This is a genomic window from Vibrio profundum, assembly GCF_050337555.1.
Lineage (GTDB): Bacteria > Pseudomonadota > Gammaproteobacteria > Enterobacterales > Vibrionaceae > Vibrio > Vibrio profundum.
The window spans coordinates 1-15010 of the sequence record NZ_JAKJTA010000010.1; the positions used below are offsets into that span (position 1 = coordinate 1).

Genomic DNA, 15010 nt, shown 5'->3' on the forward strand with positions numbered 1-15010 from the left:
GGGATGATGGGCACCCAAGAAACGAAGCAGTTAAAGCGTTAAAAAATGACACGTTAACCCAATGGAAAATCGACTCTGGTTACCATGACCGCTCCCTGTCTGAGACGGCCATGTCTCGATACAAAGGACTCACTAGCGGTCAATTGAGCTTAAGGCATTACAACGCTCAAGTCGGTGAGGCACTCGCTAATGTCAAAGCCATGAACAAAGTCATAGGACTAGGTATGCCTGTTAGACACTAACGGAAGCTAAGCGTAGGTAAGATCTGTCTTCAACCTGATTTGTTCAACAACGCCCTTCTCAAACGCGTCGCTCCTGATAGCTCTCGACTCCCTCTTTTAAATTTTGTCGTAATACCATATGAATCTAAATATGGAGATATTCGTGCGAGTTCAATCGAATGAACAACTTATAGGTCTTCTATCTCAAGGTGGAAAATCAGAATACTTATTCTTTTGGGGGCATCAGAAGCCCAAGTCTGGTGTGTCAAAAAGTTGCTTAAGCCAATGGTATGATTCTCCTTTTCAAGAAAATGGGATTCACTTTGCTACGGCTGAGCATTACATGATGTATCACAAAGCGACGTTATTTGATGGCAGCGAAATCGCTCAGAAAGTCATTAATAGCTGCCATCCGAATGAGGTTAAAATGCTTGGTCGGAAGGTATGTAACTTTGATGAAGAAATATGGAATCGAGAGCGGTTTGAGATCGTTGTTAGAGCAAATAAACTTAAGTTTGAGAAAAATCCCGAGCTTTTGGATTTTTTACTTAGTACTGATACTAGAGTGCTAGTCGAGGCAAGCCCAGTAGATAAAATTTGGGGGATAGGTTTAGCTGCTGATGATCCCAACGCATGGGTACCGAAAAACTGGCAAGGGCTCAATTTACTGGGTTATGCGCTAATGAATGTACGTGAGCAGCTAAAATACCCCAGATAGTCCGCATGAGTTTTGTGTACTGAGTAACACTATCGTTTTTTATTCAACAAAAAATCTGCTACATATTTGCTACACAGAAATTTAAAAAGAGAAAAGGCTAAGTGGTTACTCACCGCTTAGCCATTTAAATATGGCGCTCCCGGAGTGATTCGAACACTCGACCTGCCCCTTAGGAGGGGGCTGCGCTATCCAGCTGTGCCACGGGAGCTTAGCTTCTATCATACTAAAATGATCAAAGAAGTTAACCCTCAATTCTTTGTTTTAGCTCTGTTTGTTCATAACGTCGCCAATCTGCACGCTAGATGCCATGTCTTCCTGATCGATATTGAGCTCTGATCCACTCTCGTACACGCGAGTTACGGTTAAGGTGATATCGGTTTGTGACACTTTGGTACGTGGTAAGCCGTGTTGGTCAATAAATGACCCGGTATGCCATAAATGGAGTTTATCGCCGACTTTGACACCGTGAATACGGCCAAGGTCCATGGTCACTTGGTTGCCAAATTTGGCCACGACTTCTGGAAGGGTAATTTTACACGCTAGCTCCGATTCAAGATCGAGCATAATATTTCGGCTAACCCGGACTAATGTCTCGCCATAGGTTGATGCCCAAAAGCGCGCGCTTCGAGTATCGACTTGGCTTGTTTTGGCAAATGGCCACTTTGCAACTTCACGGTACTTCTTCTTAAAAATGCGATGGCCAGTTTTGCCATCATATACTTTTACGTCTAGAGCAAATTGGCGGTTTATGACATCGCTTTTGAGCAACTTGCTTTCAACGGTTGCGGTGAGATCGGTGATTTCGCCAGTAACGACATATTGAGCGCCAGTATCTTGCGAGATCATCTGGATTCGAGTTGGGTCGTTTTCAGGGATAGCATAATCCGTGGTGCCGACGGAAATGAAGCTCGCCGATTGCTCGCTGATCTGGTTGTTGACGATTTTGGTAAAGTCGTCGCCGACGGAATAAATTTGGCCCATGACTGCTTGCTGAGGCGCCACGATATCAATATTGCTGAGCAGAAGCGGCTTTTTATATTGGCTGATGTGGCAACCTGTTGCCGATGGGTAGATATCTACCCGAATCGACGCGTACATGATGTTATTGCTGGAGATATAACGGTTAACCAAGATGTAGCGCACTTCGCTGTTAGCAAACTGGTACTCTTTTTGATCGGCATGCAGTAGTGGACGAATACTACTAATACTGGCGATATCAGCTCCTGAAAAGGTGACAGCGCGGTAAATGGCATCTTCGAGAGCATGCACCTTGGCTACCTCTTTAGACGCAACGACGGTTGAGGTTCCAGTCACTTCATACCAATTGGCCATGGTTTGGCTAGAGAAGAGTAGCCAAACACAGCTCATCAGAAATAATAGGAAACGATTTTTCATAAGGTATCACCACTCGGGTACAAAAATTGCTAGTTTATTTTCAGTGACTCTAAACACTGCTTTCAAAATGTAACTATGATCAGGAAAGCAATTAATGTTCCAGCTGAGTCAGGATGTTAATCAGTTCGCATCAGATTGGAACTCTGGAGAAAAAGAGAATGAAAAAATGGCTACTTTTACTACCTGTGGTCTTACTTACGGCCTGCGCTTATGCCCCTATTTACAATGGTAAAGAACAGTACAATGGGTCACAGTTTATGTTGATGGAAAGTCCTCGCCATACCTTAGATTTTTTCATACAAAGTATGACGGAAGATTTGATGGTTTCGAATACTAGCGTGTCCGCCAGAACACCGATAGCAGTGACTTCTTTTGTTGATTTACAAAATCTTGATGCGACGAACTGGCTAGGAAATTCGGTCTCTGAAGGCTTTATTTATCAGTTTCAGCGGCGCGGATTTAAGGTTGTAGATTTTAAAACAACGGGCTCAATTCAGGTGACTCAACAAGGTGATTTTGCGTTCAGCCGCGATTGGAAAGATTTGGCTCAGGAACAGGAAATCCAGTATGTGTTAACTGGAACCATGTTGCGTCAAGAAGGTGGTGTTTTAATCAACGCCCGTGTGGTGGGGATGCAGTCCAGAATTGTGGTTGCGACCGCTCAAGGTTTCCTCCCTGCCGATAGGATTGGACGAGATCTGGATACTTTGAATAGTATGCGAACAGAAGATGGAGTGATTATTCGCTCAGATCCGACGATTCGCCAGCCTTATACCGTGATTTTGCGACCATAAGGAGTGTGGTTATGAAAAAGTGTCTATTAATCATCGTCGTTATTTTGACTGTAGGGTGTCAGCCGCTAACAGCGATTCGCCAAGAAAATTGGCTGACGGCAGTTGGCTATGCCAGTATTAGTGAGCAAAAAGGGCGTAACGTTGCTGAGAAGCAAGTCAGAGCGATGCGTGCATCGAAAATTGACGCTTATAGAGAGTTGGCAGAACAAGTCTATGGTATGCGTGTCAGCGGCAGAGCAGATCTTAAAGACCAAAGGCTGGGCACTGAATTAACTTCCGGGGCGGTAGATGGCGTTATTCGCGGCGCCGAGGTAGTCAGAGCTTACAAAGTTGGCGACAGTTATGTAACAGAGTTGAGACTTGATATCTTAAAAATGAACAAACTGCGTGAATTTGGTGAAGTGCAGCAAGTGCCAGAAAACCGACAGCAGACGTTGTTTTAAGCAAAAGGCTAAAGATAAAAACCCAAAGCGGCCATTAATCTACCGCTTTGGGTTTTTATCTTTTTAGAGATCACTCACTAGGCTTTGATGTTGGTGCCTAATGTGGAAATAGTCTGCGCTTGTCCACCCGCATTATATGTCATACCCATTTTTCCTTGGCTTTGTTGCATCAGGTTGTTTAGCTTGTTAAAGCTTAATTGGGCACGTTGTAGCGCTTCGCCATTGGCGATGTTGGCTTGCTGGCAATCATGGACGATGGATCGAATTACATCCACTTTTTGGCTGAAGGTTGGGTTACTATCCAGGCTAGATAAGTCGGGGTGTTGACCAATACGCTGGTCGGTATTTTGCAGTTGGGAAATGAGTTCTAATTTCTGGTTGGCTAGTTTTTCGATGTCTTTTGCTATGCGTGAGGTGATCGCGAGCTTTTCTTTCTCCAACAATAAAGAAAGATCTTGAGCGTTTTTGAGTTGAAAATCTAATAGGCTGTCTAATGCCGCCATTTATCCATTACTCTTGTTAGTCAGAGGCACCTCTGAGCTCATGTTCAAACTTGATGATGTTATCGGCCAGCTTTTCTGGATCGACAGAGTAGGAGCCATTTGCGATTGCTTCTTTGATGGCAGCTACTTTAGCGCTGTCAAAGGTTGGTCGTGCAGCCATTTGGTTGTGCATTTTACCAATATCTTTGCTTTGCTGACTGAGCGAAACAGCATCTTCATTACGCACGGTTGATTGTTTCTCCGCGCTCTTTGTGTTCCCCGTTGATCTAGCCTCAGATCGAGAGGAGTCTCTCGTCGAAGACGAGGTCATCGATTGGCCAGAACGTATGTTATCTATACCTGCCATAAATTAGCCTTATTACAAAAACCCGAACCTGTACAGTTGTAGTATCGACATAGAAAGGAATTACTTTAGTACTTTTTGCTTAACAATTCATCTACATGAATCTGGACGTTCTGTTGGGCAATCAAAACTGTACGGTTACTTCAGCGATTCCTGTCACTCTTCCTTCAATTATACGGTTGGATTTACTATTTTTCACTTTTATCTGTTCGCCTTGTGAGCCATCAGATAAGGCGGTTCCTTTCGTGGTAATGGCCATTCCATTTGCAACGGCTCGGATTACGACGTTCTCATTTCGGCATACTAAGCAAATGTCATTACTTTCAATGGCTTCCCCAGCTCGCACGTTTCTCTTTAATTTTGAGCCCACAATTCCACTTGCTGAAGAGAAGCCTTGCCTGCGCTGACGTAACAGATCTACCATGGCCGTAGAAATGTCCTGCTCGGTGACAATTTGCCCCCGGTTGAGGCTTTTACTTGCCACCATCTGTGGGCCAAGCAGCGTCAGTTTTACTGGAACATAGACCTTCCAATTATCGCTCGGACACTCAACGAGAACGGTAATGTTACTGCTCGTCGTCGAATTGTTTGATGACGATGTTTTTAAAGGAAGCTTACAAATGGTTGCTCGTATCCTAGAGTCAATATAGGACGCGTGGGCGCTTAATTGGCTACCCGCAGGTGCATTAACCGTGTTGAGTACATGATTTTGTGCGGCTTGTTGTATTTTTACAATTTGTTCTTGGGTGGCAGAATAAACGTTGCCTGCAAAGAAAAAACAGAAAAAGCTGATACTCAGGTAAAAATATTTTAATAAAGCTCTACACTTAATGGACAAAGGATATGAACGTATATTGAAGTCGAACATTCTAACTCTCTGGTTTTAACTTCGCCTAAATTTAGACTATCACTTTTATTATACAAGTTTGAGATGGAGATGGGTTTATGTCGGGTATTCTTGATTCGGTGAATCAGCGTACGCAACTCGTTGGTCAAAATAGACTTGAGCTATTGACGTTTCGGCTGATGGGCAGTCAGCGTTATGGGATCAACGTGTTCAAGGTGAAAGAGGTTCTACAATGCCCGAAGCTCACGTCCATGCCCAATTTACACCGCTTGGTGAGAGGGGTGGCGCATATTCGTGGGCATACTGTTTCCGTTATCGATTTAAGTTTGGCGATAGGAGGGCGACAAACCGTCGAGGTGGAAAAGTGCTTTGTGGTCATTGCAGAGTTTAACCGAACTATTCAGGCCTTTTTGGTGACTTCGGTGGAACGTATCATCAATATGCACTGGGAGGCTATTCTGCCACCGCCTGATGGCGCGGGTAAAGCTAATTATCTGACTGCAGTCACAAATATCGATAATGAACTGGTTGAAATCCTTGATGTAGAGAAGATCTTGTCGGAAATCGCGCCAATGGATGAGACCATGGATTCGTCGATAGGTGAAGAAATCGCGGAAGCTGAGGCTGAGAATGAAATTGTTCGCCAGATCTTGATTGCCGACGATTCCACGGTCGCACGTCGTCAAGTCGAGCGGGCGATCACTTCGATTGGGTTTGAAGTCATTGCGGTGAAAGATGGCAAAGAAGCTTACGACAAATTGGTTGAAATGAGTGCCGAGGGCAGTATTTACAATCAAATTTCCTTAGTGATATCGGATATTGAGATGCCAGAGATGGATGGCTATACGCTGACAGCGGAAATCCGGCGTCATGCCGAGCTTAAAGATTTATACGTTATTCTGCATTCATCGTTGAGTGGTGTCTTTAACCAAGCTATGGTGGAGAGAGTGGGTGCTAACGCATTCATAGCGAAATTTAATCCTGACGAACTTGGTAATGCCGTGAAAGCTGCGGTAACCAAATAAAGAGATATTAATGACAGCGATCACTATAAGCGATCAGGAGTATCGCGACTTTAGTCGTTTTTTAGAGTCCCAGTGTGGCATTGTTCTTGGGGACAGCAAACAGTATCTAGTTCGTAGTCGGCTTAGTCCTTTAGTGTCTAAGTTCAGCTTGGCGTCTTTATCAGATCTGCTTAGAGATGTTGTCTCTGGGCGCAATCGCGAATTGAGAGTAGCCGCGGTGGATGCCATGACCACGAACGAAACGCTGTGGTTTCGTGATACCTATCCATTTGCCGTGCTTGCTGAAAAATTATTGCCGGAGATGGCGGCGAACAATAAACGCTCGGTCAAGATTTGGTCTGCGGCAAGTTCATCGGGGCAAGAACCGTATTCTATGGCAATGACAGCACTTGAGACGCAGCAGCGAAAACCAGGAATGATCTCCAGCGTTGCAATTACGGCCACAGATATTTCAGCCAGCATGTTAGATATGTGTCGCGCTGGGATTTATGACAACTTAGCGTTGGGGCGAGGCCTGTCGCCTGAGCGTCGTCGTACATTTTTTGAAGACGCCGGAGATGGCCGGATGAAAGTGAAAGACAACGTGAAGCGCTTGGTGAACTTTCGTCCGCAAAATCTGATGGAGAATTACACTTTGCTGGGTAAGTTCGATATTATTTTTTGCCGCAATGTATTGATCTATTTTTCCCCTGATATGAAGTCTCAAGTCTTGAATCAAATGGCTGGGTGTTTAAACCCAGGGGGCTACCTGTTGCTCGGGGCATCGGAGTCTTTAACTGGGTTGACTGATAGATTTGAGATGGTTCGTTGCAATCCAGGCATCATTTATAAGTTGTTATAAACAGCAGCTCACTTAACAAGCCCAGTGTTTTCACTGGGTTTTTTGTTACTAGGTGATAGCTTATTGAGTCTGTGCAGAGTACATGAAGGGGCGTTGGAGCAGTTCTTGCTCTATTTCTTTCTCAATAGTAACCAAGAGCAAATGTATTTTGAGTTTATAAGTTGGTATACATATTGCTAAATATTTAGGGTAGATAAGGACAGTGTTAAGTAGAGGCGAATATGGCTATTTCTTTTGACAGCGCTTTAGGGATTCATCAGTACACAGTTGGCGTGCGTGAACGCAATGCTGAGGTGATATCGACGAATATTGCTCAGGCTAATACCCCTGGCTATAAAGCAAGAGGAATGGATTTCAGTAAAGCGTTGCAAGCGGCAACGTCTGGCGCTTCGATTTCACTGAGCCGCACCGATGGTCGGCACATTCCTGCCACATTCGCAGTCACGGGAGAGAAACTTTACCGCGTACCAACCCAACCAGATACAGGGGATGGCAATACGGTTGATGTTGATCTCGAACGTAACTTGTTTATGCAAAATCAAATTCGCCATCAAGCGTCGCTGGATTTTTTAGGCGGCAAATTTAAGAATTTGACCAAAGCGATTACAGGGGAGTAGCTAGATGAGTTTATTTAATGTATTTGACGTGACTGGTTCAGCGATGAGTGCCGAGTCTGTTCGTCTAAACACGACCTCTAGTAACTTGGCCAATGCTGATAGTGTATCGAGCTCGGCGAAAGACACTTATAAAGCCAGACACGCAATCTTTGGCGCAGAGCTCAATAAGGCGATGTACAACGATGATGATACGGTGCCGGTTAGAGTGCTTGGCATCGTTGAAAGTAACAAGCCATTGACGGCGGAGTATAACCCGGAACACCCTTTAGCGAATAAAGAAGGCTACATATACAAATCCAATGTCAATGTAATGGAAGAAATGGCCAATATGATTTCCGCCTCTCGCTCATACCAGACGAATGTGCAGGTCGCGGATGCAAGTAAACAAATGCTGCTGCGCACGCTGCAGATGGGGCAATAAGGAGTTAGCGTATGGCTGGTATAGATAAACTTGGTCAAAGCAGCTTATCCTATCTCGATCAATTGAAAGCGCTGCAAGATAAGGATAAACCCGAAGAAACTACGGGTAAGCAGGACCTCAAACAAGAAGATTTCTTGTCATTACTGACTAAGCAGCTTGCACAGCAAGATCCGTTTAAACCTGTCAGTAATGATCAGATGATTGCTCAGATGGCGTCTTTCGCAACGGTTGACGGCATCGGGAAAATGAATCATCAGTTTGAGAACCTCAATTCTTCAATGACTTCTAATCAAGCATTACAGGCATCGACGCTCGTCGGACGTGATGTATTGGTGCCGGGAGCGGCCGGCTTAAAAGAAGCCGATGGCGGCATGGCGGCCATGGTGAAGTTACCTGAATCGATGAAGAATGTGCTGGTTCGGATACAAGATGAAGCCGGCCAGTTAGTAAGAACATTCGATGTCGGGGCCAAGCCTGCTGGTGATAACCGGGTGGAATGGGATGGCAAAGACGGCAAAGGAAATTTCTTGCCAGCAGGTAAATATAAAGTCTCAGCATCTGGGCTAGTTGACGGCGCAAACAAAGCGTTTGAAGTGTCAAGTTATGCCAATGTAAACAGCGTGCTGTTGGGCAAAGGTGATGGAAATGTACTGCTTAATCTGGCTGGATTTGAATCGCCAGTTCGACTTTCTGAAGTACTAGAAGTAGGCAAAGCGTAACTCGCTAGCCAGATAGGAGATTATAATATGTCATATATATCTTTGAGCGGATTATCGGCCGCGCAACTAGATTTAAATACCACCAGTAATAATATTGCTAACGCGAACACTTATGGTTTTAAGGAGTCGCGTGCAGAATTTGGTGACGTTTATTCAAATTCGTTGTTTACACAGGCGAAAACGACGCCGGGGCAAGGGGTTCAAGCCAATAAGGTTGCGCAACAATTCCATGAAGGCTCTAGTGTGTATACCAATAACCCTATGGATTTACGTATTGCAGGGACAGGCTTCTTTGCTGTCGCAAAGGATAGATTGGTTCCTCAGCAAAACGAGCTAACTCGTAACGGCTCATTTCACCTGAATAAAGACAACTATATGGTGACATCGCAAGACGAATTTGTGCTTGGTTATCAAGTAAACAAAGATACGGGAGATGTTTTGTCGTATGAGCCTTCTCCTCTTAGTATCCCAGCTGAATTTGGTAAGCCGAAAGAAACGTCTAATGTCGATGCGGGTTTTAACCTACCGGCGAATGGCGACCTGAAAAATCCTGCATTGTTCGACTTTAACGATCCGGAAACCTATAACCGTTCCACATCGTCGACGATTTATGACTCAATGGGTTCTTCGTATAAATTAACCGCGTATTACTTGAAAGACCAAACTCAGGCCAATACATGGCAAGCGTATTACACAGTGACGGATGCGACAGGCGAAAAACCAATCAATATTGTTGGCGGGGACGCGACTACACCGACTGGACAAATTGGTCATACAATGAAGTTCAATAATGATGGGACGTTAGAAAGTATTAATAATGGTCAAAAAGTTCTGTCTGAGCCGCTAGGCTCTGGGGCTGTACCGGTTGATCTCAATGGAGCTGATGGCTCACAAACTATCTCGTTTAAACTAGACTCAGCAACACAATTTGCGGCTCCATTTGAATTGACCAAATTCGACCAAGATGGCGCGACAACGGGCTTTTTGACCAAAGTCGATTTTGATGAAAACGGCAGCGTATTAGGGACGTATTCCAACGGGCAAAATATTACCTTAGGCCGTATGGCCTTGATCAGAGTAGCCAACGAGCAAGGTTTGGATAAGAAAAGTGGTACTCAGTGGGATGCTACGCAATTCTCCGGGCATAAAATTTGGGGTGAATCTAACAAGGGCTCATTTGGCTCGGTCAACAGCGGTACCTTGGAGCAATCGAACATTGATATGACCCAAGAATTGGTTGACCTTATTAGTGCTCAGCGTAACTTCCAAGCTAACTCCCGTTCGCTAGAAGTACACAACCAACTTCAACAAAATATTCTACAAATCCGCTAACGTGATAAACAAGCGGCAATAAAGAGCTCTAACGAGGCAAAGTTGGAACTTTTTATTGCCGCTTCCTTTCTTTCTTTCTTCTAGGCTTCAATGTCCTTCCCATCTATCAACATAATTAGTTGATTAAACGGCCAATATTCGTTGGCACATGAATTGCTTTACATATTGTACCCAAGTGCTCTCAGTGCTTGGTTATTAGAGTCGATATGGAGAGCAATTTATGGATCGCGCATTATATTTGGCAATGAGCGGCGCTAAGCAAAATATGCAGGCAATGCAGTTGCGGGCGAACAACCTAGCGAATGTTAGCACCACTGGTTTTCGCGCGGATTTAGAGCAAGCACGTTCAATGCAGGCCTACGGTGAAGGTTTGCCTTCTAGAGTGTTTAGCATGACTGAGCGCCCTGGGCATAATTTTGAGCAAGGCAGTGTGGTCACGACTGGCCGAGATTTGGATGTCACTGTACAAGGCGATGGTTGGATTTCGGTGATGGACAAAACTGGAAAAGAAGGCCTAACCCGCAACGGCAATTTAAATATCGACTCGAATGGATTATTGACCAACAGCAGCGGTCACGCTGTATTAGGTGAAACTGGTGCACCTATTACGCTCCCAATACCAATAAGTAAAGTCGAGATCGGTAAAGATGGGACTATTTCCGTTGTTCCACAAGGAGCACCCGCCGATGCGATTGAAGTGGTCGACCGTATTAAACTAACTAAGCCAGATAATCGCACTCTTTATAAAGATGCGAATGGTTTATTTCGCTCGAAAGATCCCAATGCAGTGTACACGGCAGACGCTCAAGTGAAACTGTTAACAGGGGCCGTTGAGGGCAGTAACGTCAATGCCATTGGTGAAATGACCAGCCTTATCGACATTCAGCGTCAGTTTGAGATGCAGGTGAAAATGATGAACACCGCAGAAGACATGGATAAAACCTCTGATTCGCTATTGCGAATGAGCTAGTGATTGATGTGAGGAGAGAATTATGCAACCAGCATTATGGGTAAGTAAAACCGGTTTAGATGCACAGCAAACTAATATTGCTACGATTTCCAACAACCTAGCTAACGCCTCAACCATAGGGTTTAAAAAAGGCCGAGCAGTATTTGAAGACTTGTTCTATCAAAATATTAACCAACCGGGTGGGCAGTCCTCGCAAAACACTGAGATGCCAAGTGGGTTGATGCTGGGTGCAGGTTCTAAGGTCGTAGCAACGCAAAAAGTATTTACCAATGGTAATGTTCAAACCACGTCTAATTCGATGGACATGATGATCGAAGGCGATGGATTTTTTCAAATACTTATGCCGGATGGCAACATCGGTTATACGCGTAACGGTCAGTTTACTTTGAATGATGAAGGCATGATCGTGACGTCGGGCAGTGGCTATGCGTTACAACCAGAAATTGTGATACCACAGGATGCGATCAGTGTGACGGTTGGGACTGATGGCGAAGTCTCAGCCCGTGTTCGAGGTCAGCAAGATAATCAGGTCTTGGGCCAAATAACGACGACGGACTTTATCAACCCAGGTGGGTTAGAGCCGATAGGGCAAAACTTGTATTTGCCGACAGGTGCGAGTGGTGATCCACAAGAGGGTGTCCCCGGGCTCGATGGGTTTGGTGATGTCCGCCAATCTATGCTGGAAACTTCCAACGTCAATGTTACGGAAGAGCTGGTGAACATGATTGAAGCGCAGCGCGTTTATGAAATGAATTCAAAAGTGATTTCTGCCGTAGACAAAATGCTGAGCTTCGTAAACCAACAGCTTTAGGTTGAAGGTGAGGGGATGAATATGTTGCGTATTGTATTCTTAGTGATGATCACTCTGATGTCTGGGTGTGCGCTCATTGATGGGCCGATAGAAACGCCGGAACAAGTGTCAGGCACCACAACAGTCGATGCTGTCGAAGGTGACAAAGCCAAGCAAGAAGAATCGTCTTCAGGTGGTATTGTGGATACCTTACGTGGCCGAACGGACCCAATTGCCGGTGACCCAGCGTGGGCACCGATTCATCCCAAACACAAGCCCTCACATTATGTTGCTGAAACAGGATCATTATTTAGCTCAATACAAGCGAGCAGCCTATACGATGACTCGAAGCCGATGGGTATCGGCGACATTATTACCGTTGAATTGAATGAAAGCATGAAAGCGGCAAAAAGCGCTGATGCGGATCTATCGAAGAAAAACGATGCCTCCATGGATCCGTTGGAAGTTGGTGGAAAAGAGCTCAAAATTAAAGACTACAACTTTTCGTACAAACTCTCTAACGATAACAAGTTTAGCGGCAGTGCAGCGGCCAATCAAAGTAATAGTATAAGTGGTTCCATTACCGTTGAGGTGATTGAGGTGCTTGCCAACGGTAATCTCGTAATACGAGGAGAAAAGTGGCTGACTCTCAATGCGGGTGACGAATATATTCGCCTTAGCGGAACTATCCGTCCTGATGATATTTCGCATGACAACACCATCGCGTCTAACCGGATTTCTAATGCACGAATTCAATATTCTGGCACAGGAACCAACCAAGATATGCAAGAGCCTGGATTCTTGGCACGATTCTTTAATGTTGCTTTGTAACAGTGACGGAGCGTTGACGCCTCTATTGGTAGATGTAAGGGATATCGGATGAATAAGTGGAGCATAGCCGGAATAGTTTTGAGCCTGTTGGCATTGACGGCAAATGCTGCTCGAATTAAAGATGTGTCGCAAGTTGCTGGAGTGCGAAGCAACCAATTAATCGGCTACGGTTTAGTTTCCGGTTTGCCGGGCACGGGTGAATCTACCCCGTTTACCGACCAAAGTTTTAACGCCATGCTGGCAAGCTTCGGCATTCAATTGCCACCCGGAACCAAACCCAAAACTAAGAATGTTGCCGCGGTGATTGTAACTGCAAATTTACCCCCTTTTGCGAAACAAGGGCAAACGGTTGATGTGACCGTTTCGTCTATTGGTTCGGCAAAAAGTTTACGGGGCGGTACTTTGATTCAAACCTTTTTGAAAGGGGTCGATGGTAAGGTTTACGCCATTGCTCAAGGTAACCTAGTGGTTAGTGGATTCAGCGCTACAGGAGCCGATGGTTCTAAATTGGTCGGCAACAATCCGGCGGTTGGCTTAATATCGTCAGGGGCAACGGTGGAAAAAGAAGTGCCGACACCATTTGGTCGTGGCGATTATATCACCTTCAATTTAGTTGACCCTGATTTTACTACAGCTCAGAGAATGGCGGACACGGTCAATAATTTCCTTGGTCCCAATATGGCGTCGGCTATCGATTCAACATCAGTGAAAGTGCGCGCACCAAGAGACATAAGCCAGCGCGTGGCTTTCCTATCTGCGGTCGAGAACCTAGAATTTCAAACCGCTGACGGTCCTGCGAAAATTATTGTTAACTCGCGCACCGGAACAATTGTTGTGGGTAGCCATGTACGATTAAAGCCTGCCGCAGTGACTCACGGTGGCATGACGGTTGCAATTAAAGAGAACCTCAATGTCAGCCAGCCTAATGCTTTTTCTGGGGGGCAAACGGTGGTAACGCCAGACTCCGATATTCAGGTGACGGAAAAGCAAGGAAAGATGTTTAAGTTTGCGCCTGGCCCAACATTGGATGAATTGGTTCGTGCCGTTAATGAGGTTGGGGCTGCACCTTCGGATCTGATGGCGATACTACAAGCGTTAAAGCAAGCTGGGGCCATTGAAGGCCAGCTGATTATTATCTAAGCCGTAGGAGCTAAATCATGATAGACAATAAAAATGATGTTGGTTTTATCCATGATATCGCGAGCTTAGATCATTTTCGTCAACAAGCGATTAATGGCGATAAGAAAAGTGAGAAAGCGGCGCTTACTGGCGCAGCTAAGCAGTTTGAGGCCATTTTTACCTCGATGCTATTTAAATCAATGCGTAGTGCTAATGCAGCTTTTGAATCTGATATGACCCAAGGGCAAAACGGTAAGTTCTATCGCAATATGCTGGATGAGCAAATGGCGAGTGATCTTAGCAGCTCTGGCTCTCTCGGCCTAGCCGACATGATAGTTGCTCAGCTCAGTAAAGGGCAGATTGATAACCCAAATGCAGCCTCACGTACTTCTAACTTTGATCAAGTCATGAAAAAGGTACAGGCTCATAACCGTAGCGTACCAATGGCAAATAACGTGCTGCTAACGAATGAAGATAGCAAAGATAACAAAGAGGCCGTGCCGATTGCCTCTTCTGCTGATGTACAAATGGCTCGTCCTGTCTCATTTGAATCACCGAAATCCTTTATTACCTCAATGAAACCATACGCTGAGAAGGCTGCTAAAGCATTGGGCGTCGACAGCTCCTTATTGTTGGCTCAGGCGGCGCTGGAAACGGGTTGGGGTAAAAAGGTGGTTAAGAATGTGGCGGGGAGCAGTAATAATCTATTTAATATCAAAGCCGATCGTAGCTGGCATGGCAATAAAGTGGCAACGCAAACCTTGGAATATCAATCAGGTGTACCTGTAATGGAAAAAGCTTCATTCCGTGCTTATGATAGCTACCAAGACAGCTTCAATGATTATGTCCATTTCTTACAATCTAACCCAAGATATGAACACGCGTTGGCGAGTGGCAATGGTGCCGAGTTTATCCGCGGCATACATTCGGCAGGTTATGCGACCGATCCACAGTACTCCGATAAGATTCTGAGGATTAAACATAAAATAGACACCATGTAGAACTTCTACTTTCTCTTTCCTCCATTGAGCCTACATCAGGCTCATCCTCTGCTTTTGAATTTGTCTTTTCTATTACTTTC

18 protein-coding genes, 1 tRNA gene and 1 pseudogene are annotated in these 15010 nt (G+C 45.1%); 15 read left to right on the forward strand and 5 right to left on the reverse strand.

Annotated elements, in window-relative coordinates:
• Together L4C34_RS10665 and ybiA are read left to right on the forward strand one after the other, a co-directional pair.
• Positions 1–242, forward strand: a pseudogene (locus L4C34_RS10665) (IS5/IS1182 family transposase); the annotation flags it as partial.
• 142 nt (positions 243–384) lie between these two features.
• On the forward strand, positions 385–939 hold the full coding sequence (gene ybiA / locus L4C34_RS10670) for a riboflavin biosynthesis intermediates N-glycosidase (RefSeq protein WP_428789334.1): 555 nt from the start codon (positions 385–387) through the stop codon (positions 937–939).
• A gap of 131 nt (positions 940–1070) precedes the next feature.
• Here the strand turns inward: ybiA and L4C34_RS10675 are convergent.
• Both L4C34_RS10675 and L4C34_RS10680 read right to left on the reverse strand, forming a co-directional pair.
• Positions 1071–1147: transfer RNA gene (locus tag L4C34_RS10675), tRNA-Arg, on the reverse strand.
• A 53-nt stretch (positions 1148–1200) separates the two neighbouring features.
• Entirely contained in the window at positions 1201–2307 is a 1107-nt protein-coding gene (locus tag L4C34_RS10680) for a flagellar assembly protein FlgT (protein ID WP_428789509.1), read from the reverse strand.
• Between the two features lie 185 nt (positions 2308–2492).
• Here L4C34_RS10680 and L4C34_RS10685 point away from each other — a divergent pair, with 185 nt between their 5' ends.
• Positions 2493–3128 (forward strand): FlgO family outer membrane protein, encoded by a 636-nt coding sequence (locus L4C34_RS10685; protein WP_428789335.1) that lies wholly within the window; start codon positions 2493–2495, stop codon positions 3126–3128.
• Between the two features lie 11 nt (positions 3129–3139).
• A complete protein-coding gene (flgP, locus tag L4C34_RS10690; protein WP_428789336.1) occupies positions 3140–3571 on the forward strand; it encodes a flagellar assembly lipoprotein FlgP in 432 nt (143 codons plus the stop codon).
• 77 nt (positions 3572–3648) lie between these two features.
• On the opposite strand, the gene flgN is transcribed toward flgP, so the two are convergent.
• The 3 genes from flgN to flgA all read right to left on the reverse strand — a co-directional run bounded on the left by flgN (position 3649) and on the right by flgA (position 5285).
• Complete coding sequence (gene flgN / locus L4C34_RS10695; protein WP_428789337.1) at positions 3649–4074, reverse strand: flagellar export chaperone FlgN; 426 nt, start codon at positions 4072–4074, stop codon at positions 3649–3651.
• 16 nt (positions 4075–4090) lie between these two features.
• Entirely contained in the window at positions 4091–4420 is a 330-nt protein-coding gene (gene flgM, locus L4C34_RS10700) for a flagellar biosynthesis anti-sigma factor FlgM (protein ID WP_428789338.1), read from the reverse strand.
• 121 nt (positions 4421–4541) lie between these two features.
• Positions 4542–5285 carry a flagellar basal body P-ring formation chaperone FlgA gene (gene flgA, locus L4C34_RS10705; protein ID WP_428789339.1) on the reverse strand — a complete coding sequence of 248 codons (744 nt, stop codon included), beginning with the start codon at positions 5283–5285 and terminating at the stop codon, positions 4542–4544.
• A 77-nt stretch (positions 5286–5362) separates the two neighbouring features.
• On the opposite strand from flgA, the gene L4C34_RS10710 reads away from it, so the two are divergent.
• The 11 genes from L4C34_RS10710 to flgJ all read left to right on the forward strand — a co-directional run bounded on the left by L4C34_RS10710 (position 5363) and on the right by flgJ (position 14930).
• Complete coding sequence (locus L4C34_RS10710) at positions 5363–6289, forward strand: chemotaxis protein CheV (RefSeq protein WP_428789340.1); 927 nt, start codon at positions 5363–5365, stop codon at positions 6287–6289.
• Between the two features lie 10 nt (positions 6290–6299).
• The gene (locus tag L4C34_RS10715) at positions 6300–7130 is read left to right on the forward strand and encodes a protein-glutamate O-methyltransferase (protein ID WP_428789341.1); all 831 of its coding nucleotides are present in this window, start codon (positions 6300–6302) and stop codon (positions 7128–7130) included.
• A 221-nt stretch (positions 7131–7351) separates the two neighbouring features.
• Positions 7352–7747 carry a flagellar basal body rod protein FlgB gene (gene flgB, locus L4C34_RS10720; RefSeq protein WP_428789342.1) on the forward strand — a complete coding sequence of 132 codons (396 nt, stop codon included), beginning with the start codon at positions 7352–7354 and terminating at the stop codon, positions 7745–7747.
• A 4-nt stretch (positions 7748–7751) separates the two neighbouring features.
• Complete coding sequence (gene flgC, locus L4C34_RS10725) at positions 7752–8168, forward strand: flagellar basal body rod protein FlgC (RefSeq protein ID WP_428789343.1); 417 nt, start codon at positions 7752–7754, stop codon at positions 8166–8168.
• An 11-nt stretch (positions 8169–8179) separates the two neighbouring features.
• Positions 8180–8887: a flagellar hook assembly protein FlgD gene (gene flgD, locus L4C34_RS10730; RefSeq protein WP_428789344.1), complete on the forward strand. Its 708-nt coding sequence runs from the start codon at positions 8180–8182 to the stop codon at positions 8885–8887.
• A 27-nt stretch (positions 8888–8914) separates the two neighbouring features.
• Entirely contained in the window at positions 8915–10219 is a 1305-nt protein-coding gene (gene flgE / locus L4C34_RS10735) for a flagellar hook protein FlgE (protein WP_428789345.1), read from the forward strand.
• A gap of 220 nt (positions 10220–10439) precedes the next feature.
• Positions 10440–11189 (forward strand): flagellar basal-body rod protein FlgF, encoded by a 750-nt coding sequence (gene flgF, locus L4C34_RS10740; RefSeq protein WP_428789346.1) that lies wholly within the window; start codon positions 10440–10442, stop codon positions 11187–11189.
• A gap of 22 nt (positions 11190–11211) precedes the next feature.
• Positions 11212–12000, forward strand: coding sequence for a flagellar basal-body rod protein FlgG (gene flgG / locus L4C34_RS10745; protein ID WP_428789347.1), 789 nt, complete (start codon positions 11212–11214; stop codon positions 11998–12000).
• Positions 12001–12021: 21 nt separating this feature from the next.
• Positions 12022–12810: a flagellar basal body L-ring protein FlgH gene (gene flgH / locus L4C34_RS10750; RefSeq protein WP_428789510.1), complete on the forward strand. Its 789-nt coding sequence runs from the start codon at positions 12022–12024 to the stop codon at positions 12808–12810.
• 48 nt (positions 12811–12858) lie between these two features.
• Positions 12859–13950, forward strand: coding sequence for a flagellar basal body P-ring protein FlgI (locus tag L4C34_RS10755; RefSeq protein ID WP_428789348.1), 1092 nt, complete (start codon positions 12859–12861; stop codon positions 13948–13950).
• A gap of 17 nt (positions 13951–13967) precedes the next feature.
• Positions 13968–14930: a flagellar assembly peptidoglycan hydrolase FlgJ gene (gene flgJ, locus L4C34_RS10760; protein WP_428789349.1), complete on the forward strand. Its 963-nt coding sequence runs from the start codon at positions 13968–13970 to the stop codon at positions 14928–14930.
• The last annotated feature ends 80 nt before the right edge of the window (positions 14931–15010 follow it).